Below are 26,225 nucleotides of genomic sequence, written 5' to 3' on the forward strand. Positions count from 1 at the left end.
GCGAGATTTGCAGGGCAGCCTTCCCAAAATCGCGTTCCTTGCCTATCTAAATGAAAAGACAACGGAACTTTGATTGGGGCGCAGGCTTCTGCCGGCACGTTGTCTCTGATAGGTTCGCAGCCGCACCCAGCCGCAGCCAACGTGCAAATAACTGGTCTCGGGATCGCCCGGGACCTCGGAGGATTGATGACGACCGCCGCCATGTCCAAAGTTGAGGAAGTTTCCGGTTTGCCCGACATGAAGGTGTCGGTGCGCCAGGTGTTCGGGATCGACAGCGATCTCGAAGTGCCGGCCTATTCCGAAGTCGATCCTCACGTCCCTGAAGTCGATTCCGACTACCGCTTCGACCGCGCCACCACGCTTGCCATTCTCGCCGGCTTTGCCCGCAACCGCCGCGTGATGGTCACCGGCTATCACGGCACCGGCAAATCCACCCATATCGAGCAGGTCGCCGCCCGCCTGAACTGGCCCTGCGTGCGCGTCAACCTCGACAGCCACATCAGCCGTATCGACCTCGTCGGCAAGGATTCCATCGTGGTCCGCGACGGCAAGCAGGTCACCGAATTCCGTGACGGCATCCTGCCCTGGGCGCTGCAGCACAACGTCGCGCTGGTGTTCGACGAATACGACGCCGGCCGCCCGGACGTGATGTTCGTGATCCAGCGCGTGCTGGAAGTCTCGGGCCGCCTGACGCTGCTCGACCAGAACAAGGTGATCAAGCCGCACCCGGCGTTCCGCCTGTTCGCGACCGCCAACACGGTCGGCCTCGGCGATACCTCGGGCCTCTATCACGGCACCCAGCAGATCAACCAGGGCCAGATGGACCGCTGGTCGATCGTCACCACGCTGAACTATCTCAGCCACGACGAGGAAGTGGAGATCGTGCTGGCCAAGGCCAAGCACTATCGCACCCAGGAAGGCCGCGACATCGTCAACAAGATGGTGCGCCTTGCCGATCTCACCCGCAACGCTTTCGCCAATGGCGATCTGTCGACGGTGATGAGCCCGCGCACGGTGATCACCTGGGCGGAGAACTCCGACATCTTCGGCGATATCGGCTTCGCCTTCCGCGTCACCTTCCTCAACAAGTGCGACGAGCTCGAGCGTCCCCTGGTCGCCGAGTTCTACCAGCGCTGCTTCAACGCGGAGCTGCCGGAATCGGCAGTCAACGTGGCGCTCAGCTAAAGTTCGAGATCGTCCCGGCCCGTGCGCAATCGCGCACCGGCTGGGACGACGGTGAGATCAGATGAGCACCACCTCCAACTCCAAATTCCGCAACACCAAGGAAGCGCCGACCGAGCCGTTCAAGCGCTCGGTGGCCTCCTGCCTGAAGGCGATCGCGAAGACGCCCGAGCTCGACGTGTCGTTCGCGGCGGAGCGCCCGGGCCTCGCGCCGGGCAAGGCTCGCCTGCCCGAGCCCGCGCGCAAGATGACCAAGCGCGATGCCGCGATCGTGCGTGGCCACGCGGACTCGATCGCGCTCAAGATCGCCTGTCACGATCCCAAGGTGCATCGCAAGCTGATGCCCGGCAATCCGCAGGCGCGCGGCGTGTTCGAGGCGGTGGAGCAGGCGAGGGTCGAGGCGATCGGCGCGCGCCGCATGGCGGGCGTTGCGAAGAACCTCACCGCGATGCTCGACGACCATTTTCATCGCGGCAAGTTCGACGAGATCACCGACCGCGCCGATGCGCCGCTCGCTGATGCGCTGGCCATGCTGGTGCGCGAGCGCCTGACGGGTCTGGCGCCGCCGGCGGCTGCAAGGAAGATGGTCGATCTCTGGCGCCCGATCCTCGAAGACAAGATCGGCAAGCGGCTCGACCGGCTCGACGGCGTGGTCGAGGACCAGACCAAGTTCGGCGATGCCGTGCACGACCTCCTCACCGCGCTGGAGCTCGGCGACGAGCGCAATGCCGACAGCGAGGACAACGACGACAACGACGAGAACCAGGACGGCGACAACGATCAGTCCGGCGCGGAGGGCTCGCCCGATTCCGACGCCGCGCAGGAGATGAGCGCCGATCAGGCGCAGGCCTCCAGCGAGGAGATGAGCGAGAGCGCGATGGAAAGCGCGCAGGCCTCGACCTCGGACACCTTCGACGACGGCGAGCTCGGCGACGACGAGACGCCGGGCGAGGCGACGCGTCCGAACCAGCACGGCAAGAACGAGCCGCGCGGGCCGGAATATCACGCCTTCGCGCCCAAGTTCGACGAGATCATCGCCGCCGAGGATCTCTGCGACCATGACGAGCTGGAGCGGCTGCGCGCCTATCTCGACAAGCAGCTGGCGCATCTGCAAGGCATCGTCGCCCGCCTCGCCAACCGCCTGCAGCGCAAGCTGATGGCCCAGCAGAACCGCGCCTGGGAGTTCGACCTCGAAGAGGGCATCCTCGACCCCGCGCGCCTGTCGCGCGTCGTCACCGATCCCTATCATCCGCTGTCCTTCATGCACGAGAAGGAGGCGACCTTCCGCGATACCGTGGTGACGCTGCTGCTCGACAATTCCGGCTCGATGCGCGGACGGCCCATTACGGTCGCCGCCACCTGCGCCGACATCCTCGCCCGCACGCTGGAGCGTTGCGGCGTCAAGGTCGAGATCCTGGGCTTCACCACGCGCGCCTGGAAGGGCGGGCAATCGCGCGAGGCGTGGCTGGCCGCCGGCAAGCCGGCCAATCCCGGCCGCCTCAACGATCTCCGCCACATCATCTACAAGTCGGCGGATGCTCCGTGGCGCCGTGCGCGGAAAAATCTCGGGCTGATGATGCGCGAGGGGCTGCTGAAGGAGAACATCGACGGCGAGGCGCTCGACTGGGCGCACAAGCGCCTGCTCGGCCGGCCCGAGCAGCGCAAGATCCTGATGATGATCTCGGACGGCGCGCCGGTCGACGATTCCACCCTGTCGGTCAATCCCGGCAATTATCTCGAGCGGCACCTGCGCCACATCATCGAGGAGATCGAGACCCGCTCGCCGGTCGAGCTGATCGCGATCGGCATCGGCCATGACGTGACGCGCTACTACCGCCGCGCGGTGACGATCGTGGACGCCGAAGAGCTCGGCGGCGCCATCACCGAAAAGCTCGCCGAACTCTTCAGCGAGACCAACACGGCGCCCACGCAAGCCCCCAGTCGCCCGCGACGCAAATTGCATTCGTGAGCACACATCAATCCCGCCGCTTCTTTCTTGGCCACGCGGCGGCGGGATTTTCCACTCTCGCTCTGTCTCGTTCCGCGCTGGCGCAGGCCGCGCCGAAACCGGCGCAGGCCGAGCACACCGTCACCGCGCCTGTCGGCATCGAGGTCAACGCCCGGCCGATTCCCAATTTCGAGCCGCGCGACCGCGCGCGCGTGCGCTTCGGCGCCCTGCAATATCGCAGCGGCCTCGTCCTGACCTCGCCGCATCGCGGCTTCGGCGGCCTCTCGGGTTTCCGCTTTCTCGATGATAAGGGCGAGCGCTTCCTTGCGCTGTCCGACCAGGGCACCTGGTTCACCGGCGCGATCCGCTACGCCAACGGCAAGATGGTCGGGCTCGACGACGTCGAGGCCGCGCCGATCCTCAACAGCGAGGGACGGCCGATCACCGAGAAGCGGCTCTGGTACGACACCGAGTCGCTCGCGCGCGACGGCTCGGCGGTTTATGTCGGGCTCGAGCGCGTCAACCAGATCATGCGCTTCGATTTCGCGCGCGGCGGCACCAGCGCCCGCGGCGAGGTGGTGCCGACGCCTTCAGCCATCCGCAAGCTGCCCTACAACAAGGGGCTGGAGGCACTGGTGTTCGTGCCCCGGGACATGAAAAGCCAGCCGCTCGCGGGCACGCTGATCGCGCTATCGGAAGGCGGCTTCGACGCCGACGGCAATCTGATCGGCTTCCTCATCGGCGGCGCCTCGCCGGGCCAGTTCAGCGTCAAGCGTACAGACAAGCAGTTCATCAGCGACGCCGTGCTGCTGCCCTCGGGCGAGCTCCTGATCCTCGAACGCAAATTCTCCTGGTTCACCGGCATCAACATCCGCATCCGCTCGATCCCCCTGAGATCGATCGCGCCGGGCGCGGTGGTCGACGGCCCCGTCTTGTTCGAGGCCGATCTCGGCCACGAGGTCGACAACATGGAAGGCATCGACGCCCACGTCACCGCCGAGGGCGAGACCGTGCTGACGCTCGTGTCGGACGATAATTTCTCGATGCTCCAGCGCACGCTGCTGCTGCAGTTCACGCTGGTGGATTAGGGCGGTCTCTCCCTCCCGTCATTGCGAGGAGCGCAGCGACGAAGCAATCCAGAATCTTTCCGCGGAGGCAGCCTGGATTGCTTCGCTGCGCTCGCAATGACGAGTGGAGACGGCCAAAACCCTCACCCGCAATGCATGGCCCCGCCATCCGCCATGCTGCGCGCGCATCTCGCAATTCGCGGCTCGCCTACTAAACTTCATGCAATCGCTTCCATCCCTCCCAGCCGGATTTCCCCGCATGAGCGCCCTGTTTTCCCCGATCAAGCTGCGCGGCCTCACCCTGAAGAACCGAATCGTGGTGTCGCCGATGTGCCAATATTCGGCCGAAGACGGCGTGCCCACCGACTGGCATTTCACCCACATCAACAATCTGGCGCTGTCGGGCGCGGCGATGTTCTGCATCGAGGCGACCCATGTCGAGGCGATCGGCCGCATCACGCCGGGCTGCCTCGGGCTCTACAGCGATGCCTCGGAAGCCGCGCTGAAGCAGATCCTCACCTCGGTGCGCAAGCATTCCTCCACCGCCATCGCGATGCAGCTCGCCCATGCCGGCCGCAAGGCCTCCAGCGCGCGGCCCTGGGACGGCGGCCAGCTCATTCCAACAAGCGAAGGCGGCTGGCAGACCGTGGCGCCGTCCGCGATCCCGCACAAGGACGGCGAGGCCGCGCCGGTCGCGCTCGATGCGAGCGGCCTGAAGCGCATCCGCGAGGCCTTCGTCGACGCGGCGCAGCGCGCGGAGCGCATCGGCATCGATGCGATCGAGCTGCACGGCGCGCACGGTTATCTCCTGCATCAATTCCTCTCGCCGCTCTCCAACAAGCGCACTGACGAGTATGGCGGCTCGCTTGAAAATCGCATGCGCTTCCCGCTCGAGATCTACGACGCGGTCCGCGCCGTCTTCCCGCACCACAAGCCCGTCGGCATGCGCGTGTCGTCGACCGATTGGGTCGAGGGCGGCTGGGACCTCGCGCAGACCATCGAATTCGCGAAAGCGCTGAAGGCGCGCGGCGTCGACTGGATCGATGCCTCCTCCGGCGGCGTCTCGCCGCTGCAGAAGATCGCGCTCGGCCCCGGCTACCAGGTGCAGTTTGCGGAGGCCATCAAGCGCGAGACCGGCTTGCCTGTCATGGCGGTTGGCCTGATCACGGAGCCCAGGCAGGCGGAGGAGATCGTGGCCTCAGGCAAGGCCGACATGGTCGCGCTCGCCCGCGGCATGCTCTACGACCCCCGCTGGGCTTGGCACGCCGCCGCCGAGCTCGGCGGCGAAGTCGAGGCGCCCCCGCAATACTGGCGCTCGCAGCCGTCCACGCAGAAGGCGCTGTTCGGCAAGACCACGTTCGGCGCGCGATGATGTCTTCTTCACCTCTCCCCGCAAGCGGGGAGAGGGGGACATAGCCGCCTCACGCATCCGTAACATCCCTCAGCTTCCGCTCCGGCCGAAACCGGCCTAACCTCATGGCAAGCTCAACGCCAGCCGAGGTGCGTCATGCGTTATCCTGTCCGCAAAGCTGCCCACATCTTCGAGCGTGTCGGCCTCGCGGTGGCGGGCGCGGCGTGCGGATTGTTCGTCGGCGCCGACGTCGGCTCGGCGATTCCCCAGCTCACCACGCAGGGCTTCCTGCTGCTGATGATGCTGCTCGGCGGCATCGGCTTCTATCTCGGCATCGACACGCCGCAGATGCCGTTCGACGATGCGCACAGCCATATCGACGCCGCGGAATTCCTCAGCGCCGCCGGCACCCTGTTCGCCACCGTCACCGCGTTCGTCTCCGTCGCCGTGATCGTGCTGCGGCTCGAGCCGCATATGAGCTTGAGCTGGCTAACCCTGTTCGCATGGATCGCCGGCGTCGCCATGCAGATCATCGCCGGCGCCAAGGCCAGGATGCGGAAGGTGTAACTTCGGTTGTTGTTGAGGACGGTCGTGCCGCATGCACACTGCGTTCCCTCCCCCCTTGTGGGGGAGGGCTAGGGAGAGGGGTACCCCACGACGTGCTCTATCGAGTTAAGCCTCGACCCGTTATCGCCTCTCGCTCGCAACCAGCACCATTTGCTGAGCCACCCCTCTCCCCAACCCTCCCCCACAAGGGGGGAGGGAGCCGAGCGGAGTGCTGGGCTACGTCCCTCGGTTCACGATGGTGAAAGTCAGTCCCGCCGCTGCCCCCCTAAAACACCACGCCCACCCGCGTGCCGCGCTTCCACGCGATGCGGCAGCGCTTCTTGGTGTTGACGTGCAAGAGCTCGAAGCGGTCGGGGATCTTCACCTGTCCGCCGAGATCGACGCAGGCCCCGCCGGGCGAATAGTCGATCAGCGTGCAGGGGATCACCGGCGCGCGCGGGTCGGTGATGATCTTGGCCTGGCGGGACACCAGGCCTGCGGGTTTCACGCGGGCAAATCTGCGGGGAAATTGCGGCACGTCTCCTCCACTCCGCTGCTCTTTCTCGCGGTCGGATTCCCAGCATGCACGAAAGGTGATGCGATCACGCTAAAGCGGGCCGGAGAATTTTAATGAAAAGTAGCGGCGGGTAGAGAAAGCGGCGGTAGCGGGGTGGGGGGAAGCGCGCAATTGCATACCGGCCAGGACGACGCTGGTGGTGTGGCGCGAGCCTGCCGCCTCACTCCGCACATCCTCCCGTCACACCCCCTCCATCACCCCGTCCCGCTCCCCGCCGGCCGCCAGGTCCACCCCCGGCGGCACCGGCATCGGCACGGTCACGTACTCCTTCGGCATGTTCACCGGCCGATAGGCCGCATCCACCGCCATCCGCTTCAGCACGCTCTCGTGCACATGCGCGCCTTCGGGAATGACGCGCGGCTCGCAGTCGGGGATGTAGAAACCCGCCACCACCTTCCGCTCAGGCCATTCCTTGTAGGTCGCGCTCTTCGGCAGAAATTCCAGCACGCGCCAGGCCGCGCTCATGGAATCGTGCAGGCGCGCCGCTTCGCCGGTGTAGGCGGGCCCGACGTATTTGAACGGCGAGTTCTTGCGCTGGATGCCCCAGGCGAGCTGGTTCACGGTCGCCGGGTTGAAGTTCAGCCCCGCCTTCGTCGCCTCCTCGATCATCCAGATCAGCGGCCATTTCGACTCTGCGCTCTCGACCTCCGGATAGCCGCCGCCGACGTCGCAATGCACGCCGGCGAACCACACCTGCATGATGTCCTGCGCCACCTTCTTCTCGTCAGGCACGTAGCGGTGGCTCCAGTATTCCTGCGGCTCCTCATACGCCTTCAGGCGGAACATGCGGCGCCGCTCGTCGATCGCGATCGCCTGGCGGAAGATGGCGACGCTCGGGTTGCGCAGCGTGAAGGCGAGCTCCTCCAGGCTGAACACCAGGAAGAAAACGTCGCGCCGCGGCACGATCACGCTCGCCACCGTGTCCCAGACGCCGATGAAGTGGATGGTCGGCCAGCGCGTCGAGGTGATGCGCGCGAACTGCGCGGCGAGGTCGAAGGCGTCCTTCGGCAGCGGCCCCTGCTCGTCGACGGTGATGTCCTTGAGATCCTCGATGTCGTTGCCGTGCCCGGTGCCGGAATATTGCTTGTAGGCGACGAGGCCCGAGCCTGCGAGGTTCGCCTGCTCCGGCGAGATCAGCCCGACCTTGTGGATCAGCCCCGCCAGCACGCGCACCGTGTAGGCCCCGCGCGAGAAGCCGAACAGATAGATCCTGTCGCCGGGCGCATAATGCTCGACGAGGAAGCAATAGGCCGAGAGCACGTTGTCATCGAGCCCGTAGCCGGTGGCGAGCCCCAGCACCAGCTTGATGTTGGCCTTCCACCTGTTCCAGGTCGACGGCTCCGTCACCGTGCCGACCCCGGGATCGTAAAACACCATCTGCCGCGGCGATGTCTTCTCCGTCTTGCGCAGGCAGCGATAGAGCTTCAGGACGTTGGAGATGTTCTCCGAAATCTCGTTGCCGGTGCCGTCACAGCAAATGACGAGGTTCTTGGGCGAGGGGTTGGCCGAGTGCTCCATGGGCTGCGCCTCCGGGTGATGCTACCGGGGCGAGTATAGCGGAAATAAAATACGGGGACTATCGACGCGAAATTCCGTGGTCCAATAAATTCCTAGAATTCGAGCCGATTAGCGAGACGTCAAATTGGGATAGCGGACTACTCCCGTCCTTCGATAACTCGCCAAGCCTTTCTGTATGTTTTTCCCTTGGGGCCCAATGCCGCTTCCCATCCCTCGGGAGTGAGTGCGTTGAGTCGTACCCGAATATTTGCGATCCCGTTCGCGGCCTGCCCCCCGGCCATCGCATCTGCCAAAGGCTGTGCTGCCTTTCGCGGAACGCCAAGGAGGCGCAGGTCGATCGCGGCGTCAGAGTTTACGCCATAATAGATTCTTGAAGGCAAATTGCGAACCGTACGTTGCTGTTCGGCGCTGAGTTCCTCAAGCGTCGATCCAATTGTCAAACTCTGGAGTGCGGACAACCCCCAAGAGGCTGTTTGAATCAGGTTACCGTAAACACTCCTGCAGGCATTGGTGATCGACTCGGTCTTGTCCTCTTCGCTTGGGAAATAGCTATTCGCTATCTCGGGTATGGAAGCCCCTTGAACCCAATCTTTTACAATTCTAGCCAGAAGATCACTATCGGCTCCTTTGCCGGAGATTGCTTCGCTGAGTTCAGATCGAATCTCCGGTACCTTGAACAAGACACCAAAAGCCCGTGCTAGATCTGAGTTTCCATCACGAAAGAGTTGATCATTGGTCCACATCTCGGGGCGAAAGTTCTGCTCGCGTACACCGGCTAAGGCCCGGCTAACACTCTCCCACGAAAATCCGGTGCTATCCACTAGCGAGAGCGGTTTCCCGCGCAGGATAACTGCGTATCTCTGCACCGCGTTGACGAGCGCATTTGCGGTGGCGGTACTCTGTTGACGGATTTTCTGGAAGCCAAAACTGCCCCTCAATATCTGTTCGATTTGAGAAGCAAACGTGCTGTGGTCTCCAATTTGGCGATACGAATGCGCAAGGTATTGAAGGAATGCCGACCACTCCTTCATGTGGAACAAGGTCCGTAACTCCAAATTCCCGTTTGACCTCGTGAGAGCGTTGGTCACCATTGTTACGAGAAGAGAGTTTAGGTTTGAGACGTTTCTCCCGACGTAACCTCTTAGGTTCTCTGCTCTCTCTTCGTCAGTAGCAGCAAGGGCCACCACGCCAAGACCAGCTTGATCGGCTCGTCCTGCTCGACCTGCCAAGTTCCAGAAATCTTCCGGCGGCATATCCACGCCATAGGGATACTGATGCCCAGCGAGCACCACGCCAGAAACCGGAAAATTGACGCCCTGTGCAATTGTGGTTGTGGCAACGAGAGAAGATAATTGGCCGCGTTCAACGAGCCATTCCATCAGTACGCGGATCTCGTCCGACAACCCGGAATGATGCAGCCCGATTCCGTTTTTTAAGAAGTCGAGCAATTCAAAGTCGGAGCCAAACTCGTCGCCGACGAAGTTTCGAACAAATTCGATGTCTTCAGAGGTTGCCTTGATTGTCCCGGTCGATTCTTTAGCTAAGCCTTTAGATAGGGTTCGCGCTATCGTCCAGGTGTGGGGAATCTTGCTGGCGACAACTATCGTTGTGCCCCTTCGATTCAAGCAATGAGCCGTAACGGCAGATGTCTTCAGTAGGGAGCTTCGAACTTCTGACCATGTCAGTCCCAATGGGCGACCTGCGCACAGTTCTAACTCATCCGCTATGTCGATAGTTTCCTTGCTCGTATGGACGGTTGACAGACCTAGGGTAAAGTCGCCGGCCTTGTCACCTTTCCTTGGCTGAGCAATTGCAATTGCGCGATCGTTTGGCTTCCACTCGAACTGCACGCCAATGTCGGCGTTGCTATCGGGAGAAAGCCATCTGGCAACTTCCGCGCTGTTGCTGATAAAGGGCGTAAGCAGCAAGAACTGAGAGTATCTACACTCGCGGTTTATTGTTGCCAAAAGGAGTTCAAGGCGAATTCCTCGCTGGCCTTGCGATAGGTTGTGCGCTTCATCGACAACCACCAAAGTGAGTGGGCGCCCGATCTTTGCTTCCCATCCCCCGCGCAAGAGGAGATCGATTTTCTCTGGCGTCCCTACAAGAATGCGAAATTCTTGTTCCACACTACGAGTTGCCAAGATTTCTGCTTCGACGCCGTCAATTTCTAGCGCTGGGCTAACTCGCTCGACTACGACCCCTAGCGGCTCGAAGTCTCTTCGCAGTCGGGCGCAGATTTGATTGACGAGGGCTCGGGTCGGAGCCAAATACACAACCCATCCCCTTTCGCCATCAAATTGGTTCAGGGCCTGCAAGATCCTGAATTGAGCGATGAGCGTCTTGCCGCTCGAAGTTGGAAGGCTAACAACGACAGCCCGATGACCAGAGCCCAGAAGTCCTTGCTCGCGAAGCGTTATGCGTTGAGGTGGAAGCATCTCGAAGAGAGGCTTCTGGTTCGCCCGGTCAACAAGACGAGCAACGAAACGCGAAACTCGACTATTCACAGCCCGAGTAACCGTCCAAATGCTGTTAGCGACCATCTGCTCTGCAGTTCGAGCTAAGAGCTTTGTTAGTCCAAAAAGCTCAAAGAGCTCCGCGCGTTCACAGGCAACAGTGCTCCTATCGAATTGGCCCTCGAGTTGTTCGCGGATGTTATACACGCCCGCAACTGAACCTTGCGTCGAATACGTCGCCAATATCTCTGCTGCTTTTGCAAGATGATATATTGCGATCAGCTCCCACGCGGCGCTTCTGGACTGACTGCCTCTCGCCTCGAGGTAGCTACTTTCGTGATCCGTCTGCGCTTGGCGGAGCGATACCACTGCTTCCAACACAGAGTCCAAGTCTTCCCAGCCCTTCTTACGAAGGAGCTTTAGCCAGATGACCGCAACATTGTTTCTGACTGCCTCTCCCCAATTGGAGAAATCGGTTGCCAACTCGGGAAGCGATGTATCCTTCAGAAATCGAGAAACATCAGGAGTTCGATCCGCAAGAACTCCATAGCAGGCTGTGCGCAGGAGAAGGGTGGCCTTCTCGGACAAGCTTGCACTATCGGACCGAATGGTTCGCAGAATTTCGAACGTTCTTTCTGCCGTTGAACGCAACTCAGATCGTTTGTCGGGTTCGTCGAGGAGCCCAAATACTGCGAGTTCTAGACTTTCGGCCACAAAGCCAGCTGAGTCGTCCAATGTGGGGCGGGCGACGCCAGCTACATCTGCAAGCAAAGCTCTGCTCACGAGAGTGGTAGCATTGGCTAGTGACGCGTCACCCAATGCGTCTGTTATCCACTGGGTCATTGCGCATCACCTGTAACGATCGCAACCCATTCGGCAATCGGCCGAGGCGTATACCAAGCGTCTAGTCTTACGCTTGGGGGCTGCTCCAGGGACGATAGAGCTCGACCTCGGCTTCGCAGATCGTTTTCGTGAGGGCTGGTGTCTCGAAGGAGGATACCCACCAGCGCTATTTCCTTTCCACCCGACTGTAGGTAACGCGTACACGCGTCTTGAAATCGGGGCCAATGGGCTGTCCCCTTACAGCGTGAATGAAGCCATCTTATTAAGGACGCCTGCGTACCGATCGACTTTGCGAGCGTATCAATTTGATGAGCCAAACCCGATCGACCTGACACAACGCCGGGAGGCTGGTTCTGATCAGAGGACGTCTTCACCTCACCAAACAGTAGGCTAGCACCAACCGCGTTCCCGACCAACCCAACAAGGTCTGCTCCTGGCAACGAGGCCTTTGGCGTCTTTCGGTCTCGGTTTTCGTTCCAAGGCCAACTTACGTTGAACTCCTCCTCCAAGAGACATTCGGCTATAGCTTCGCCAATTTCCCAATCCAAGGGGGCCGCAGCAGTCGAGAGCACTTTTGACAATGTGTCGGACGCCATTTGCGTGCTCGCTAAGGCCGCCAAATCACCTGCCAGCTCTTGTTCAAATGCTGCGTCGGTAACACGGGCTCTGACCGGGCCCCTGAGAAATACGTCAAACTCACCCACTTCCAGCAGTTGTAGACCGCGCCAAGTCGGTTCGTCGGGGGTGGGGTAGCATTTCGCAAACTTCATAGAAATCGGCATATCGATACCCGGCCGGAGCGGCGCGAGCCTTCTCACATTATTCATAGTTGAAATGTTTCGCGCAAAGGGAGACTGTATTGGATATTTCTCTAATAAGCTGTGTAGACATTTGGACGAGAGGATACTGTGTCGAAAGGCCAGCCAATTAAGCTTGGGACTAGACAGTTTTCGAAGAAGGGCGATGCGGTAGCTTTTTTTAGAGCGATGTTGAACCGCTACAAGCCGGGTGAGAGAGTGAGCGATGAGGACGGCAAGGACTTAGCCGCCTTGCTCAGGCGGCACCCAGACTCAGAGGATAAGATCGGTCCGGGTATCGATCACTTCGAAGTCATGTCAGCTGACTACAACACCCAATGCTTTTGGGTAGTTAGATCAGACGAAACAATCGAACGCTTTTCATTTGTGGCCTGTATCGGCGCGGAAAGTAGGGACGGCTGAAACAAAAACGGCCGGATCTTCCGATCCGGCCGCAACGCAAAAACTCTACTCGGCTAAGCCTACACCACGCGACGCAACCTAGCCCTCGCCCAACTTACGAAATCTCAGCTTGCCTTCTTGACCGGCGCGTCGCCGACCTTCTTCTCGATGGCGCGCTTCAGCTCGACGGCGCGCGGCGACAAATTGTCGGTCTTGGCCTTGAGCAGGTAGGCATCGAGGCCGCCATTATGGTCTACGCTCTTTACCGCGTTGGTGGAGACCCGCAGGCGCACGTTGCGGCCGAGCGCTTCCGAGATGAAGGTCACGTTGACCAGGTTCGGCAGGAAGCGGCGCTTGGTCTTGATGTTGGAGTGGCTGACCTTGTGGCCGACGAGGGGGCCCTTGGCCGTCAGTTCGCAGCGGCGAGACATGGTAGAAATCCTTATCCTGTCCCCCAACTATTGCGGCCGCCATTCGGGGCGCCACGGGGGCTAATTCTTTCGTCCTTGCAGGGAGCGGGCGGACGTATAGGGGGTGAGGGGCGGGTAGTCAAGGATTTGGGGCGAGATCCCGCCCAGCAATAGGTGTCATCGCCCGGCTTGACCGGGCGATCCAGTACTCTGAGCCAGCGCGGCTAGAGTCGTGAAGCTGCGGCGTACCGGATGCCCCGGTCAAGCCGGGGCATGACAGTGGAGTTGGTGGGGTATGACAGCGGAGTGGGTGGGGAGAGGTGTTCGAGCCCGCCGCCCGGACACCGCCCGATCACCAAAACGGCAATGTTTGAAACGCCTTACCATCACATAAAGGGCGCAATCGCCGCCGAAGAGTCCGGTGGAGTTCCCGCGGTTCGCGCCCCTTTTGCATTGCCTGGCGCCGGAACAGGCTTAAGTAACACCCACTCCTTTTCCTGATGGATCGTCTCGTGCCCACCTCCCCCCTCATTCCGCTCCGGCTGCGGTCGGCCGGCAGGCTGGCGCTGGCCGCGTTTGGCGGGCTGGTGCTGGTGTGGGGGGCTGATCCGGCCGCGGCGCAGGGCAAGCTCGAGGCGCAATATGAGGCGACGCTGTCAGGGATTCCGGTCGGCCGCGGCGCCTGGAACATCGATATCCAGGACGAGGTGTTCTCGGCGGCGGCCTCGGGCGGCACCACCGGCATTTTAAAGTCCTTCGCGGGCGGGTCCGGCACCGGCGCCTCGCAGGGCCGCATCGTCAACGGCGCGCTGGTTGCGACCGCCTACCAGGCCTCCACCACCACCTCGAAGAAGACCGAAGAGATCCACATCACCCTCGACAAGGGCAATGTGAAGGAGTTCGGCATCATCCCGGAGCCGCCGGTCGATCCTGACCGCATCGTCGTCACCGACGCGCATCGCCGCGGCGTGTTCGATCCGATGACGGCCTCGCTGGTGCGCGTGCCCGGCAACGGCGATCCGCTGTCGCCGGAGGCCTGCCATGGCGGCGCGCCGATCTTCGACGGCCGCATGCGCTACGAGCTCAAGCTCGATTTCAAGCGCATGGAGACGGTGAAGGCCGAGAAGGGCTATCACGGCCCGGTCGTGGTCTGCGCGCTCTATTTCGTGCCCATCGCCGGCTACATCCCCGACCGCCCCGTGATCAAATACCTCGCCGCCCAGCGCAACATCGAGATCGCGCTCGCCCCGGTCGCCGGCACGCGCATCCTGGTTCCATTCTGGCTGAAAGTGCCGACGCCCCTGGGGCCGGCGATGCTGGAAGCCACCAGCTTCATCACCACAGCCCAGCCACCGCGCGTGGCGAAGACGCAGTAGGGTTTGGCCCGCGCCCGTCCCACCCAGACCGTCATTCCGGGCTCGTCGCTTGCGCGCCGCCCCGGAATGACGAGGGGAGATGGCGTCGCAAGCAATATCAACGACTTACCTACTGTGCATGGGGTTGTTTCGCGAAATCGAGTCGGGCTGCCCGCTTTCCCGGGAATCCATTTGACTCCTCCCCGATTCTGATTCGACTCCGCGCCATCCCCAACTTAACGAAATCCGCCCAGGAAACGCCGCTTGTGCGACGGCCCAAAACTCCATCTAGTGCACACGCAAAACGAGTCCCGCGACATGTTGCGTGAACGGAACGGGACTTCGAGGCGAGTCAGCGATTCGGCCGCGATTCGTTCTAGAGTCGTTCCGAAGCTTAAGGGGATGAGGAAAAGCGTCGCAAAGTGAGACAGTTGCGCGGGTGTCGAGCGGCTCGGCACCCCATCGCCCCAGATAGCACTGACATTCGCCCCATTAGCCATTACCTAATCACCAGACATGGCCTTTCCTCCCTCCCCCTTCGCTTCCGAGCGGGTGCCCGGCGCCGGCGTCACCGCGGTGCTCGGGCCGACCAACACCGGCAAGACCCATCTCGCCATCGAACGGATGCTCGCGCATTCCTCGGGCATGATCGGCCTGCCGCTCCGCCTGCTCGCGCGCGAGGTCTACAACAAGATCGTCGCCCGCGTCGGACCAGAGGCCGTTGCGCTGGTGACGGGCGAGGAGAAGATCAAGCCGAAGCACCCGCGCTATTGGGTCTCGACCGTCGAGGCGATGCCGCGCGACCTCGATGTCTCCTTCCTCGCCGTCGACGAGATCCAGATCGCTTCCGACCTCGAACGCGGCCACGTCTTCACCGACCGCATCCTCAACCGCCGCGGCCGCGACGAGACGCTGCTCTTGGGCGCCGCCACCATGCGCCCGATCATCGAGCGGCTGCTGCCGGGCGTGTCGATGATCACGCGTCCCCGGCTGTCGCAGCTCGAATTCGCCGGCGACCGCAAGATCACGCGCCAGCCGCGACGGACCGCGATCGTCGCGTTCTCGGCCGACGAGGTCTACGCCATCGCCGAGCTGATCAAGCGCCAGCATGGCGGCGCCGCCGTGGTGCTGGGCTCGCTTAGCCCGCGCACGCGCAATGCGCAGGTCGAGATGTTCCAGAGCGGCGACGTCGATTATCTCGTCGCCACCGATGCCGTCGGCATGGGCCTCAATCTCGACGTCGACCACGTCGCCTTCGCCTCCGACCGCAAGTTCGACGGCTATCAGTTCCGCAGGCTCACGCCGGCCGAGTTCGCGCAAGTCGCCGGCCGCGCCGGCCGCGCCACGCGCAACGGCACCTTCGGCACCACGGGCCGCTGCGCCCCGTTCGAGCCCGAGTTGGTGAATGCGCTCCAGAACCACATCTTCGATCCCGTGAAGATGCTGCAATGGCGCAACTCGAAGCTGGATTTCTCCTCGCTTGGCGCGCTGCAGGTCTCGCTCAACCTCGCCCCCGGCCACGAGACGCTGACGCGGGCGCCGATCGCCGAAGACATGCGCGTGCTCGACCACGCCGCCCGCGACGCCGAGGTGCGCGATATCGCGCACGGCAAGGCCGCCGTGGAGCGGCTCTGGGAGGCCTGCCAGGTCCCCGATTACCGGAAGCTGTCGCCGGCCGCCCATGCCGAGCTGGTGACGACGCTCTACGGCTTTCTGATGCAGAAGGGCTGCGTCCCCGATTCCTGGTTCGCCGCCCAGGTCGACCAGGCCGACCGCATCGACGGCGATATCGACACGCTGTCGGCCCGGATCGCGCAGATCCGCACCTGGACCTTCGTCGCCAACCGCCCGGACTGGCTGAGAGACCCCGATCGCTGGCAGGGGATCACGCGGGAGGTCGAAAATAAATTATCGGATGCGCTCCATGAACGCTTGACTGAGCGTTTCGTTGATCGCCGGACCAGTGTATTGATGCGCCGCCTGCGGGAGAACACGAGCTTGAATACGGAAATCGGCAAGACCGGCGAAGTTATCGTCGAAGGCCATGTCATCGGCCGCCTCGATGGCTTCACCTTTGCACCGGATGCGGCGGAAGCCGGCTCGGATGCGAAAGCCTTGCAGGCTGCCGCGCAAGCGGTGCTCGCCGGCGAGATCAATGCGCGCGCCGAAAAACTGGGCAACGCGCCGGACGATCAGTTCGTGTTGACCTCGGAAGGCATCATCCGCTGGACCGGCGATGCCGTGGCGCGGCTGTCGGCGGCGGAGGACGCGCTGCATCCGCGCATCCGCATCATCTCGGACGAGCGCTTGACGGGCGCGCCGCGCGAAAAAGTGCAGGCGCGGCTCGAGCTCTGGCTCAAGACCCATATCGAGAAGCTGCTCGGGCCGATGTTCGAGCTCAGCAAGGCCGAGGACGTCACCGGCATTGCCCGCGGCATCGCCTATCAGCTGGTCGAGGCGCTCGGCGTGCTCGAGCGGCCCAGAATCGCGAACGAGCTGAAGGATCTCGATCAGCCCTCGCGCGCGACGCTGCGTAAGTACGGCGTTCGCTTTGGTGCCTATCACATCTATTTCCCCGGCATCCTGAAGCCCGCCGCGCGTGCGCTCGCCGCGCTGCTGTGGGCGCTGAAGCAGGACAATGTCGATCTGTCGGCGCTGTCAGGCGCGCAGCATCTGGCTTCATCCGGCCGCACGTCCTTCCCGGTCGACAAGAGCCTGCCGCGCGATGCCTATCGCGTGCTCGGCTATAAGCAGGCCGGCGAGCGCGCCGTTCGCGTCGACATCCTGGAGCGCCTTGCCGATCTGATCCGTCCCGCTTTGGCCTGGCGCGAGAATTCGCCCGGCGAAAAGCCCGCCGGCGCGTTCGACGGCCGCAGTTTTGTCGTGACCCAGGCGATGACCTCGCTCACGGGCTCCGCCGGCGAGGATTTCGCCTCGGTGCTGCGCGCGCTCGGCTATCGCATGGAGAAGCGCCCGCCGCTGCCGCCCAAGCCCGCCGCGCCTGCTGCTGCGGAGGCGCCGGCGGTTGAAGCGTCCTCCGAGACGCCTGCGACCGACGAAGTCGCAGCGCCCGCGGATGCCGCGATCGAAGCCGTCACCGTCGAAGACGCGCCCGGAATGGAGCCGCACGACGAGCCCGCTCACGAAGAGCCGGCGCTCGAAGCTGCGCCAGACGCGCCCGTCACGCCCGAAGATGCCCCCGGCATCGCGCCGCCGTCGGAAGAATCTGCTGCACCCGCCGAGGCTGCTGCCGAGGCTGCCGCTGAAGCCGCTCCGGCCGAGATCGCTGCAACGGAAGCTGCTGCCTCTGCCGATGCCTCCGCTCCGGTCGAAGCCGCTGCGACGCCCGCAGAGCCCGAGCTCGTCGAGGTCTGGCGTCCCGGGGGCCGTCACGACGACCGCAAGCCGCGCCACGATCGCAACCGCCATCAGCGTCACCATCAACCGCGCCGGCAGGGCGGAGCCGAAGCTGGCGCTGCTTCGGCCGAGGCGAGCGCTGCGTCCGGCGAAGCGGCTGAAGGTGCCACGCCGGGCCATCGTCACGGCGGTCATCGCCGCGACGGCGGCCGAGACTTCCGCAAGGGCCGTGAAGGCGGCGAGGGCGGAGAGCGCCGCGACGACCGCAATCGCAGCTTCCAGGGCAAGGACCGCGACAAGGATCGCGATCGCAACCGCGACAACAAGAAGTTCGGCGGCGATCGTGACAAGGGTCGCGACAACAGGGGCCGCGATCGCGACAACGGGCGCGACCGCCAGGGTGGTCCGTCGCTGCGTCCCTACGCCTCGAGCGCCAATCCGCGTGAGCGCGATCGTCCGGCAGATCCGAACTCGCCGTTCGCAAAGCTCGCCGCGCTGAAAGAACAGCTCGCCGGTCGGAAGGAGTAATCCCACGACCACGGAGCGGCAGCGCCTCGACAAATGGCTGTGGCACGCGCGGGTGGTGAAGGCGCGCACCTCCGCCGCTGAGCTCGTCGAGTCCGGTCACGTCCGCATCAACGGCACGCGCGAGAGATCGCCGGGCCATGCGATCAAGATCGGCGATGTCATCACTATCGCGCTCGACCGCACCGTGCGCGTGCTGAAGGTGATCGATTTCAACGAGCGGCGTGGCGATGCCGCCTCGGCGCGCGTGCTCTATGAGGAGCTCGGCGACGTAAAGCGCAATTAATTGCGTTTGATATTCATTTCTTGGTCGATCAAACACATAAAGCCGTCATGATCGGAGCTTCCCGACCTTGCAGCGCGTGGCCATCCGCGCTAGGCAAGCCGCGACATTTAAAAGAGCTTTTCGGAGCGTTGGATGACTTACGTCGTCACTGAAAACTGCATCAAGTGCAAGTACACCGACTGCGTCGAGGTCTGCCCGGTCGATTGCTTCTACGAAGGTGACAACATGCTTGTCATCCATCCGGACGAGTGCATCGACTGCGGCGTGTGCGAGCCGGAATGTCCCGCAGATGCCATCAAGCCGGACACCGAACCGGGGCTTGAAAAGTGGCTCGAGGTCAATGCGGAATACGCCAAGAGCTGGCCGAACATCACCCAGAAGAAAGAATCACCCGAAGACGCGAAGGAATTCGACGGGATGGAAGGGAAGTTCGAGAAATATTTTTCTCCGAAACCCGGCTCCGGAGACTAATTAGGGCCCAAACTTAACCCTAATAGCGGCGCTGCCGCCGAAAACCAGCCCTTGAGACCCCTAAATCATTGATTTTTGCGGGAAATGTGCTATATTGGGCACATTAAGCCGAACCCCGTCAGCCCGTTGGCCCCTCTGGGTTCCCGTGAAACCAAATGTCGAACAGGGGCGTGGCAGTTTCCGCGCGCAGGCTGTGTCACAGAAAACGCGTAAAAAGAGTACTTCAGCGAGGGCTTCCCATAAGGAGGCCAAAAAAGTCGCCGCGGCCAGCCGTAGCGCATCCAAGGGTCGGGCCGCTGCCAAGGCGCCGCCGGCTGCAAAGTCCTCGAAGAACAAAAGAAGCGCAATGCCTAACAAGACTGCCAAACCGGCCGCGAAAGCGACCGTTGCCAAGCCTGCTGCTGCCAAGCCCGCTGCTGTTAAGGCTCACGCTGCCAAGCCCGTTGCTCCGAAGGCTCCCGTTGCCGCCGCCCCCGCCAAGGCTCCCGTTGCTGCTGCCAAGCCGGCCGTGAAGCCCGCCGCCAGCGCGCCGAAGGTCGAGGAAAAGAAGGTCGTGACCCAGCGTCAGGGCTTCAAGGCCAATGAATTCGTCGTCTATCCCGCTCACGGCGTCGGCCAGATCCTGGCCATTGAGGAGCAGGAGATCGCCGGTGCGAAGCTCGAGCTGTTCGTCATCAACTTCATCAAGGACAAGATGACGCTGCGCGTTCCGACCGCCAAGGTTGCCAATGTCGGCATGCGCAAGCTGTCCGAGCCCGCCCTGGTGAAGAAGGCGCTCGAGACGCTGAAGGGCCGCGCCCGCGTCAAGCGCACCATGTGGTCGCGCCGCGCCCAGGAATACGAAGCGAAGATCAATTCGGGCGACATCGTCGCGATCGCGGAAGTCGTGCGCGACCTCTATCGCTCGGAGTCGCAGCCGGAGCAGTCGTACTCCGAACGCCAGCTCTATGAAGCGGCGCTGGATCGTCTCTCCCGCGAGATCGCGGTGGTGCAGCACTCGACCGAGACCGAAGCGGTCAAGGAGATCGAGGCCCAGCTCGCCAAGAGCCCGCGCCGCGCCAACGCCAAGGCGGAAGCCGCCGACGGCGAGGGCGAGACGGACGCCGAGGGCGATACCGACGATACCGATGGCGACGACACCACCGTCGCCGACGAGGCCGCGTAAGTTCTGCTTCGCGCGTCGATTGCAACAGATCCAAAGCCCGGCCGCTGAGCCGGGCTTTTTGTTTCGGCGGTCTGCAGGGGGGAGTGGCCGGGTGCCACAGCTGTCATTCCGGGGCTCGCGAGGCGAGAACCCGGAATCCATTCGTCCACCGTCTCTGTCGCCCGATGGATTCCGGGCTCGTGCCTCGCACGCCCCGGAATGACGATGGCGAGAGTTGCGGCGGCCTATTTGAGCGGCCGCTTCTCGAGCTTCCGCGCCAGCGTGCGCCGGTGCATCCCGAGGCGCCTCGCCGCTTCCGAGATGTTGAAATCCGTCTCGATCAGGGTCTGGTGGATGCGCTCCCATTCCAGCGTCTTGATCGAGGTCGGCCGCACGTCGAGCGCGACCTCGGCATTGCCCTCGGCCTTGGTGAAGGCGGCCTCGATGTCGTCGGTATTGGAGGGCTTGGCGAGGTAATGGCAGGCGCCTAACTTGATGGCCTCGACGGCGGTCGAGATGCTGGCAAAGCCCGTCAGCACCACGATCAGCATGTCTTCGTCGTGGGTATGCAGCAGCTCGACGCAGGCGAGCCCCGAGGCGCCGCCGAGCTTGAGGTCGACGACAGCGTAGCCGAAGGATCTCCCCTCCAGGACTTTCCGGACCTCCTCGATCGAGGCGGCCAGCACGACCTCGTAGCCGCGGCGCTCGAACGAGCGCTTCAGCGTGCGCGCAAAGCCTTCGTCGTCCTCGACGACGATGAGCGAACGATCAGGCGTCAAAGCTGCCTCCGATCGCGAGCGTCGCGAGTGGCAGCGTCAGGCGGACGGTCGCGCCGCGTTTCCTGTGGTTCTCGGCGGTCACGCTGCCGCCCAGCTTGCGTACCACGTTCACCACCAGGAACAGGCCGAGCCCCCCGCCGGCGCGGCCCTTGCTGGACTGATAAGGCTTTCCGAGCTGTGCCAGCATTTCCTGCGCAAAGCCCGGGCCGCGATCGCTGATCGAGAGCACGAGGTTGTCGCCTTCGCGCTCGGCCATCAGCTCGACCCATTCGCGTGAGACCTCGTAGGCATTGTCGAGCACGTTGAAGATCACCTGCTTCAGTGCGATGTCGGAGACGATCGCGACGTCCTCGCCAAACGTGTTGACGAAATACAGCGTGCGGGCGGAGCGGGCGTCGCGCCATTCCTCGACCAGTGCGGTGACGAAGGCCGTCACCGTCGTCGGCGACGATCCTTCGCCGCGCGCTTCCCCCGCCGAAACCAGGATCCCGGTCACGATGGACTTGCAGCGCTGCAGCGAGGTTTCCATCTCCGTCAGGTCCTCGGCAAGCTCCTGATCGGCGACCAGATCGGGCATGCGTCGCCAGTCGCTGAGGATGACGGAGAGCGAGGCGAGCGGCGTGCCGAGCTCATGGGCGGCGCCAGAGGCGAGCAGGCCCATGCGGACGATGTGATCCTGCTCGGCGGCATGCTGGCGCAGTGCTGCCAGATGCGCGTCGCGCTCGCGCAAATTTCTATTGATGCGGGTGACGAACACGACGAGCAAAACGGCATTGAGGACGAAGCCCAGCAGCATGCCGGTGACGGTCAGCGTGTAGATCTCACTCAGCGGATTCGGTGGCAGGTCGAGCGGCCGATAGGCTATGGTCAGCCACACGAAGCTCGCGCAGCTCAGCGCCACCAGCGACCAGGTGGAACGGGCATCGAGCAGCACCGCGCCGAGCGTGACCTGGAGCAGGAACAGCGAGGTGAAGGGATTGGTGGCGCCGCCGCTCAGGTAAAGCTGCGCGGTCAGCGCGGCGACATCGAGCATCAGCGCGACCAGCAGCTCGTTGCTGGTGATCGTGGCGCGATGCCGCACCCAGATCAGGCTCGAGACATTCAGCAGCACCAGCGCGCCAATCACCGCGCCCATGCGGGTCAGGGGCAAGGGAATACCGAGCCAGAAATGCGCGCCGCCGATGGTCACGATCTGGCCGACCACCGCCGTCCAGCGCAGCTGGATCAGCAGCGCCATGTTCTTGCGGTTGGTCTCGTCGTCGGTCGGCGCAGCGCCGATCAGCTCGCTGCGAGCGTCCGCCTGCGATTGCAGCGTGACGGCCGGGCCGCCGTAATTTTTCCCGTCGTCAGGTCGATTCGACGATCGTTCCAGCATCTGATCCCGTCCTGCGGGCGGGGCCATCGAGGCCGCCGGCCGGTTCGTGGACGAAGCCGTTCAAGGCTATCTTGCGGCGGAACAGCCCGCCGCGGAAGGTGACGAAGAGTCTACCGGCCAGCAATAAAGCCAAGGCAAACCAGGTCAAAGCGTAGATCAGGTGGTTATTGGGAAAGCGGATCACGGTCAATCCGCCGATCGGACCGCCAGCGGATTGTGATCCGGCGTCCGCATCGACGAAGAAGGGCGCGACGTTCCGAAGGTCGCGCGCGGCCGCGATCGCGGTGACATCCCGCGAGTACCAGCGGTTGTGCTGAGGCACGTTGTCCCTGAGGAATCCGCCTTTTGGCTCGGTGATGCGCAGCAGACCCGTGATCTCGACGGTGCCATCCGGATTGCCGGCCTGCCGCGTCGACGGCTCGCGCCGCTCCGAAGGTACGAAGCCACGGTTGATCAGGATGGTTATGCCGTCGCTGCGCTTCAGCGGTGTCAGCACCCAATAGCCGGGGCCTTCCTCGGTGACGGCCTGCACCAGGGTCTCGCGGTCGTGCAGGAAACGGCCGGAGACGCTGACATGGCGGTATTCGTCGTTTGCGGCGGAGACGGCGGGCCACGTCGCCGGCGAGGGGATCGGTTGGGCCGGTGCATGGACGCGCTGCTCGACCCGGTCGATCAGCGCCAGCTTCCAGGCGCGGCGCTCGACCTGCCAGACGCCGAGGCCTATCAGAACAACAAAAGCGGTGAGGGAGAGAGCCGTGAGCCACAGGGACGGGCGCGCAGCCTTTGCCGGGCTGCGCGTATCGTTATCCTCTGGTCCGACCGGATCGCTCACTTCATGCCTGTCATCTCGTGGATCGGCATCATGTTGCTGTTGAGGTGGTTCATCACCCACAGCGACCCGGACAGCGCGATCACCACCATTACGATGGTGAAGATCAGCGCCATCATGCTCCAGCCGTTCTCGGACTTGGTGTTCATGTGCAGGAAATAGATCATGTGCACGACGATCTGCACGACCGCGAACGCCATGATGACCAGCGCGGTGATCTGCTTGCTCGGCAGCGTGCCGCTCATCACCAGCCAGAACGGGATCGCGGTGAGCACCACCGAGAGCACGAAGCCGAGCATGTAGCCCGAGAACGTGCTGTGGGCGTGGCCGTCGTCGTGATGATGGTCGTGCGCGCCGGCTGCGTGGGTATCGGTGCTCATCGCAGAACTCCCAAGAGGTAGACGAAGGTGAAGACGCCGATCCAGACCACGTCGAGGAAGTGCCAGAACATCGACAGGCACATCAGGCGACGGCGGTTGGCCTCGATCAGGCCGAAACGCCAAACCTGCACCATCAGCGTCACCAGCCAGATCAGGCCGCAGGAGACGTGCAGGCCGTGGGTGCCGACCAGGGTGAAGAAGGCGGACAGGAAGGCGCTGCGCTGAGGCGTGGCCCCCTCATGGATCATGTGGGCGAACTCGGTGAGCTCGATGCCGATGAAGGCGGCGCCGAACAGGCCGGTGATCAGGAGCCACATCTGGGTCTGGGCGATCTTGTTCTGCTGCATCGTCAGCATGGCAAAGCCATAGGTGATCGATGACAGCAGCAGCATCGAGGTGTTGACCGCGACGAGATCGAGGTCGAACAGATCCTTCGGCGCGGGCCCGGCGGCGTAGTTGGCGCCAAGCACCCCGAAGGCGGCGAACAGCATCGCGAAGATGAGGCAGTCGCTCATCAGGTAGATCCAGAAGCCAAGCGAGGTGCTGTAGCCTTCCGGATGCGGGTGCTCGTCGGCGAGGTAGAAGACCGGCTCGCCGGTCTGCGAGGGATTGACAGCGACAGTCATTTACTTGGCTCCGGCGAGCAGTTTGGTGCGCGCGTCCTCGGTCCGGATGACGTCGTCAGCCGGAATGTCGAAGTCGCGGTGATAGTTGAAGGTGTGACCGATGCCGACGGCGAGCATCGCAATGAAGCTCGCAGCCGCCAGCCACCACATGTACCAGATCAGACCGAAGCCCATCGCGGTGGCGAAGCCGGCGAGAATGATGCCGGTACCCGTGCTGCGCGGCATGTGGATCGGCTTGAACCCGGTGAGCGGACGCTGGTAGCCACGCTTCTTCATGTCCCACCAGGCGTCGTTGTCATGAACGACAGGGGTGAAGGCGAAGTTGTAGTCCGGCGGCGGCGAGGAGGTCGCCCATTCCAGCGTGCGGGCGTCCCAGGGATCGCCGGTGACGTCCTTGAGCTGCTCGCGCTTGAGGAAGCTGACCGCGAACTGCATCAGCATCGAGAGGATGCCGAGGAAGATGAGGCTGGCGCCGATCGCGGCGATGACGAACCAGATCTGAAGGGACGGATCATCGAACACCCGCAGACGGCGGGTCACGCCCATCAGGCCGAGCACGTAGAGCGGCATGAAGGCCATGTAGAAGCCGGTGACCCAGAACCAAAACGAGCACTTGCCCCAGAACGGATCGAGTCTGAAGCCGAACGCTTTCGGGAACCAGTAGTTGATGCCGGCGAACGCGCCGAACACCACGCCGCCGATGATCACGTTGTGGAAGTGCGCGATCAGGAACAGGCTGTTGTGCAGGACGAAGTCGGCCGGCGGCACCGCGAGCAGCACGCCGGTCATGCCGCCGATCACGAAGGTCAGCATGAAGGCAATCGTCCACATCATCGGCAGCTCGTAACGGATGCGGCCGCGATACATCGTGAACAGCCAGTTGAACATCTTCGCGCCCGTCGGGATCGAGATGATCATCGTGGTGATGCCGAAGAACGAGTTGACGCTGGCGCCCGAGCCCATCGTGAAGAAGTGGTGCAGCCACACCAGGTACGACAGGATGGTGATGACGACCGTGGCGTAGACCATCGAGGTGTAGCCGAACAGGCGTTTGCCGGAGAAGGTCGAGGTGACTTCCGAGAAGATGCCGAAGGCGGGAAGAACCAGGATGTAGACCTCGGGATGGCCCCAGATCCAGATCAGGTTCACGTACATCATCGGGCTGCCGCCGAAATCGTTCGTGAAGAAGTTGGTGCCGACATAGCGGTCGAGCGAGAGCAGCGCGAGCACGACGGTCAGGACCGGGAAGGAGGCGACGATCAGGATGTTGGTGCAGAGCGAAGTCCAGGTGAACACCGGCATCCGCATCATGGTCATGCCGGGGCAGCGCAGCTTGACGATGGTGCAGATCAGGTTGATGCCGGACAGCGTCGTTCCGACGCCCGCGACCTGCAATCCCCATATGTAATAGTCGACGCCGACATCAGGACTGTAGCCGATGTTGGACAGCGGTGGATAAGCCAGCCAGCCGGTGCGGGCGAATTCGCCGATGAACAGCGAGAGCATCACGAGCACCGCGCCGCCGACCGTCATCCAGAAGCTGAAATTGTTCAGGAACGGGAATGACACGTCGCGCGCGCCGATCTGCAATGGAACGACGAAGTTCATCAGGCCGGTCACCAGCGGCATCGCCACGAAGAAGATCATGATCACGCCGTGGGCGGTGAAGACCTGGTCGTAGTGATGGGCCGGGAGGAAGCCCTCGGAGCCGCCGAACGCCATCGCCTGCTGCGCTCGCATCATGAGCGCGTCGGCGAAGCCGCGCAGCAGCATCACGATGCCGAGGACCATGTACATGACGCCGATCCGCTTGTGATCCACGCTGGTGAACCATTCGCGCCAGAGATAACCCCAGAGGCGGAAGTAGGTCAGGCCGGCGAGCAGCGTGATGCCGCCGAGCGCGACCACAGCGAAGGTGCCGACCAGAATCGGCTCGTGCAGCGGCAGCGAATCGATGCCGAGACGACCGAAGATGAGCTTGAGAAGATCAGGAGACATGCT

At 63.1% G+C, this 26,225-nt stretch carries 20 protein-coding genes and 1 pseudogene; 11 read left to right on the plus strand and 10 right to left on the minus strand.

Features of this window, described 5'->3' with window-relative positions; all coding sequences use genetic code 11:
• The first annotated feature begins 186 nt into the window (after window positions 1–186).
• The 5 genes from cobS (at window position 187) to IF809_RS18575 (ending at window position 6,115) form a co-directional block, all read left to right on the plus strand.
• Window positions 187–1,185, plus strand: a complete 999-nt coding sequence (cobS, locus tag IF809_RS18555; protein WP_092293052.1) for a cobaltochelatase subunit CobS — start codon at window positions 187–189, stop codon at window positions 1,183–1,185.
• A 61-nt stretch (window positions 1,186–1,246) separates the two neighbouring features.
• On the plus strand, window positions 1,247–3,151 hold the full coding sequence (cobT, locus tag IF809_RS18560; RefSeq protein ID WP_453994433.1) for a cobaltochelatase subunit CobT: 1,905 nt from the start codon (window positions 1,247–1,249) through the stop codon (window positions 3,149–3,151).
• Entirely contained in the window at window positions 3,148–4,218 is a 1,071-nt protein-coding gene (locus IF809_RS18565; protein WP_462838150.1) for an esterase-like activity of phytase family protein, read from the plus strand. The genes cobT and IF809_RS18565 overlap by 4 nt, the downstream gene beginning before the upstream one ends.
• Window positions 4,219–4,456: 238 nt before the next feature.
• Window positions 4,457–5,569 (plus strand): NADH:flavin oxidoreductase/NADH oxidase, encoded by a 1,113-nt coding sequence (locus IF809_RS18570; RefSeq protein WP_462838151.1) that lies wholly within the window; start codon window positions 4,457–4,459, stop codon window positions 5,567–5,569.
• Window positions 5,570–5,704: 135 nt separating this feature from the next.
• A complete protein-coding gene (locus IF809_RS18575; RefSeq protein WP_128963587.1) occupies window positions 5,705–6,115 on the plus strand; it encodes a hypothetical protein in 411 nt (136 codons plus the stop codon).
• Between the two features lie 265 nt (window positions 6,116–6,380).
• Here IF809_RS18575 and IF809_RS18580 read toward each other — a convergent pair whose 3' ends face one another.
• From IF809_RS18580 to IF809_RS18590, 3 genes are all read right to left on the minus strand, one after another.
• The gene (locus tag IF809_RS18580; RefSeq protein ID WP_128963588.1) at window positions 6,381–6,632 is read right to left on the minus strand and encodes a PilZ domain-containing protein; all 252 of its coding nucleotides are present in this window, start codon (window positions 6,630–6,632) and stop codon (window positions 6,381–6,383) included.
• A gap of 219 nt (window positions 6,633–6,851) precedes the next feature.
• On the minus strand, window positions 6,852–8,189 hold the full coding sequence (locus IF809_RS18585; protein ID WP_462838152.1) for a DUF2235 domain-containing protein: 1,338 nt from the start codon (window positions 8,187–8,189) through the stop codon (window positions 6,852–6,854).
• Between the two features lie 137 nt (window positions 8,190–8,326).
• The gene (locus IF809_RS18590; RefSeq protein ID WP_462838153.1) at window positions 8,327–11,488 is read right to left on the minus strand and encodes a DEAD/DEAH box helicase; all 3,162 of its coding nucleotides are present in this window, start codon (window positions 11,486–11,488) and stop codon (window positions 8,327–8,329) included.
• A gap of 908 nt (window positions 11,489–12,396) precedes the next feature.
• Here IF809_RS18590 and IF809_RS18595 point away from each other — a divergent pair.
• Window positions 12,397–12,708: a DCL family protein gene (locus IF809_RS18595; RefSeq protein ID WP_462838154.1), complete on the plus strand. Its 312-nt coding sequence runs from the start codon at window positions 12,397–12,399 to the stop codon at window positions 12,706–12,708.
• Between the two features lie 104 nt (window positions 12,709–12,812).
• Here the strand turns inward: IF809_RS18595 and rpmB are convergent, their stop codons facing one another.
• Window positions 12,813–13,118, minus strand: coding sequence for a 50S ribosomal protein L28 (gene rpmB, locus IF809_RS18600; protein ID WP_453981515.1), 306 nt, complete (start codon window positions 13,116–13,118; stop codon window positions 12,813–12,815).
• Between the two features lie 545 nt (window positions 13,119–13,663).
• Between rpmB and IF809_RS18605 the strand changes: the two genes are divergently transcribed.
• The 5 genes and pseudogenes from IF809_RS18605 to IF809_RS18625 all read left to right on the plus strand — a co-directional run bounded on the left by IF809_RS18605 (window position 13,664) and on the right by IF809_RS18625 (window position 20,256).
• Window positions 13,664–14,473, plus strand: coding sequence for a DUF3108 domain-containing protein (locus IF809_RS18605; protein WP_462838193.1), 810 nt, complete (start codon window positions 13,664–13,666; stop codon window positions 14,471–14,473).
• Window positions 14,474–14,968: 495 nt separating this feature from the next.
• Window positions 14,969–18,337, plus strand: a complete 3,369-nt coding sequence (locus IF809_RS18610; protein ID WP_462838155.1) for a helicase-related protein — start codon at window positions 14,969–14,971, stop codon at window positions 18,335–18,337.
• Between the two features lie 13 nt (window positions 18,338–18,350).
• Window positions 18,351–18,620: pseudogene (locus IF809_RS18615) on the plus strand (RNA-binding S4 domain-containing protein); the annotation flags it as partial.
• A gap of 132 nt (window positions 18,621–18,752) precedes the next feature.
• Window positions 18,753–19,091: a ferredoxin FdxA gene (gene fdxA, locus IF809_RS18620; RefSeq protein ID WP_128963597.1), complete on the plus strand. Its 339-nt coding sequence runs from the start codon at window positions 18,753–18,755 to the stop codon at window positions 19,089–19,091.
• A 346-nt stretch (window positions 19,092–19,437) separates the two neighbouring features.
• A complete protein-coding gene (locus tag IF809_RS18625; RefSeq protein ID WP_453981517.1) occupies window positions 19,438–20,256 on the plus strand; it encodes a CarD family transcriptional regulator in 819 nt (272 codons plus the stop codon).
• A 224-nt stretch (window positions 20,257–20,480) separates the two neighbouring features.
• Here the strand turns inward: IF809_RS18625 and IF809_RS18630 are convergent, their stop codons facing one another.
• The 6 genes from IF809_RS18630 to cyoB are packed head-to-tail and all read right to left on the minus strand — an operon-like array spanning window position 20,481 to window position 26,222.
• Window positions 20,481–21,014, minus strand: coding sequence for a response regulator transcription factor (locus IF809_RS18630; RefSeq protein ID WP_128963599.1), 534 nt, complete (start codon window positions 21,012–21,014; stop codon window positions 20,481–20,483).
• On the minus strand, window positions 21,004–22,389 hold the full coding sequence (locus IF809_RS18635) for an ATP-binding protein (protein WP_164938406.1): 1,386 nt from the start codon (window positions 22,387–22,389) through the stop codon (window positions 21,004–21,006). The genes IF809_RS18630 and IF809_RS18635 overlap by 11 nt, the downstream gene beginning before the upstream one ends.
• Window positions 22,361–23,221, minus strand: a complete 861-nt coding sequence (locus tag IF809_RS18640; RefSeq protein WP_462838156.1) for an SURF1 family protein — start codon at window positions 23,219–23,221, stop codon at window positions 22,361–22,363. The genes IF809_RS18635 and IF809_RS18640 overlap by 29 nt, the downstream gene beginning before the upstream one ends.
• Window positions 23,218–23,598 (minus strand): cytochrome o ubiquinol oxidase subunit IV, encoded by a 381-nt coding sequence (cyoD, locus tag IF809_RS18645; RefSeq protein WP_128963602.1) that lies wholly within the window; start codon window positions 23,596–23,598, stop codon window positions 23,218–23,220. Before cyoD ends, IF809_RS18640 begins: the two co-directional genes overlap by 4 nt.
• The gene (cyoC, locus tag IF809_RS18650; RefSeq protein WP_128963603.1) at window positions 23,595–24,224 is read right to left on the minus strand and encodes a cytochrome o ubiquinol oxidase subunit III; all 630 of its coding nucleotides are present in this window, start codon (window positions 24,222–24,224) and stop codon (window positions 23,595–23,597) included. Before cyoC ends, cyoD begins: the two co-directional genes overlap by 4 nt.
• On the minus strand, window positions 24,225–26,222 hold the full coding sequence (gene cyoB, locus IF809_RS18655) for a cytochrome o ubiquinol oxidase subunit I (RefSeq protein WP_453981521.1): 1,998 nt from the start codon (window positions 26,220–26,222) through the stop codon (window positions 24,225–24,227). It abuts the gene before it with no gap.
• Window positions 26,223–26,225: the final 3 nt, after the last annotated feature.

The sequence above is a fragment of the Bradyrhizobium sp. UFLA06-24 genome (assembly GCF_054967145.1).

Coding starts and splice junctions, on each gene's coding strand:
- IF809_RS18585 (WP_462838152.1), bottom strand. CDS start 8,189: ATGGAGCACTCGGCCAACCCCTCGCCCAAGAACCTCGTCATTTGCTGT.
- rpmB (WP_453981515.1), bottom strand. CDS start 13,118: ATGTCTCGCCGCTGCGAACTGACGGCCAAGGGCCCCCTCGTCGGCCAC.
- IF809_RS18610 (WP_462838155.1), top strand. CDS start 14,969: ATGGCCTTTCCTCCCTCCCCCTTCGCTTCCGAGCGGGTGCCCGGCGCC.
- cyoC (WP_128963603.1), bottom strand. CDS start 24,224: ATGACTGTCGCTGTCAATCCCTCGCAGACCGGCGAGCCGGTCTTCTAC.
- IF809_RS18570 (WP_462838151.1), top strand. CDS start 4,457: ATGAGCGCCCTGTTTTCCCCGATCAAGCTGCGCGGCCTCACCCTGAAG.
- cobT (WP_453994433.1), top strand. CDS start 1,247: ATGAGCACCACCTCCAACTCCAAATTCCGCAACACCAAGGAAGCGCCG.
- cyoD (WP_128963602.1), bottom strand. CDS start 23,598: ATGAGCACCGATACCCACGCAGCCGGCGCGCACGACCATCATCACGAC.
- IF809_RS18590 (WP_462838153.1), bottom strand. CDS start 11,488: ATGACCCAGTGGATAACAGACGCATTGGGTGACGCGTCACTAGCCAAT.
- IF809_RS18625 (WP_453981517.1), top strand. CDS start 19,438: ATGCCTAACAAGACTGCCAAACCGGCCGCGAAAGCGACCGTTGCCAAG.
- IF809_RS18635 (WP_164938406.1), bottom strand. CDS start 22,389: ATGCTGGAACGATCGTCGAATCGACCTGACGACGGGAAAAATTACGGC.
- fdxA (WP_128963597.1), top strand. CDS start 18,753: ATGACTTACGTCGTCACTGAAAACTGCATCAAGTGCAAGTACACCGAC.
- cobS (WP_092293052.1), top strand. CDS start 187: ATGACGACCGCCGCCATGTCCAAAGTTGAGGAAGTTTCCGGTTTGCCC.
- cyoB (WP_453981521.1), bottom strand. CDS start 26,222: ATGTCTCCTGATCTTCTCAAGCTCATCTTCGGTCGTCTCGGCATCGAT.
- IF809_RS18575 (WP_128963587.1), top strand. CDS start 5,705: ATGCGTTATCCTGTCCGCAAAGCTGCCCACATCTTCGAGCGTGTCGGC.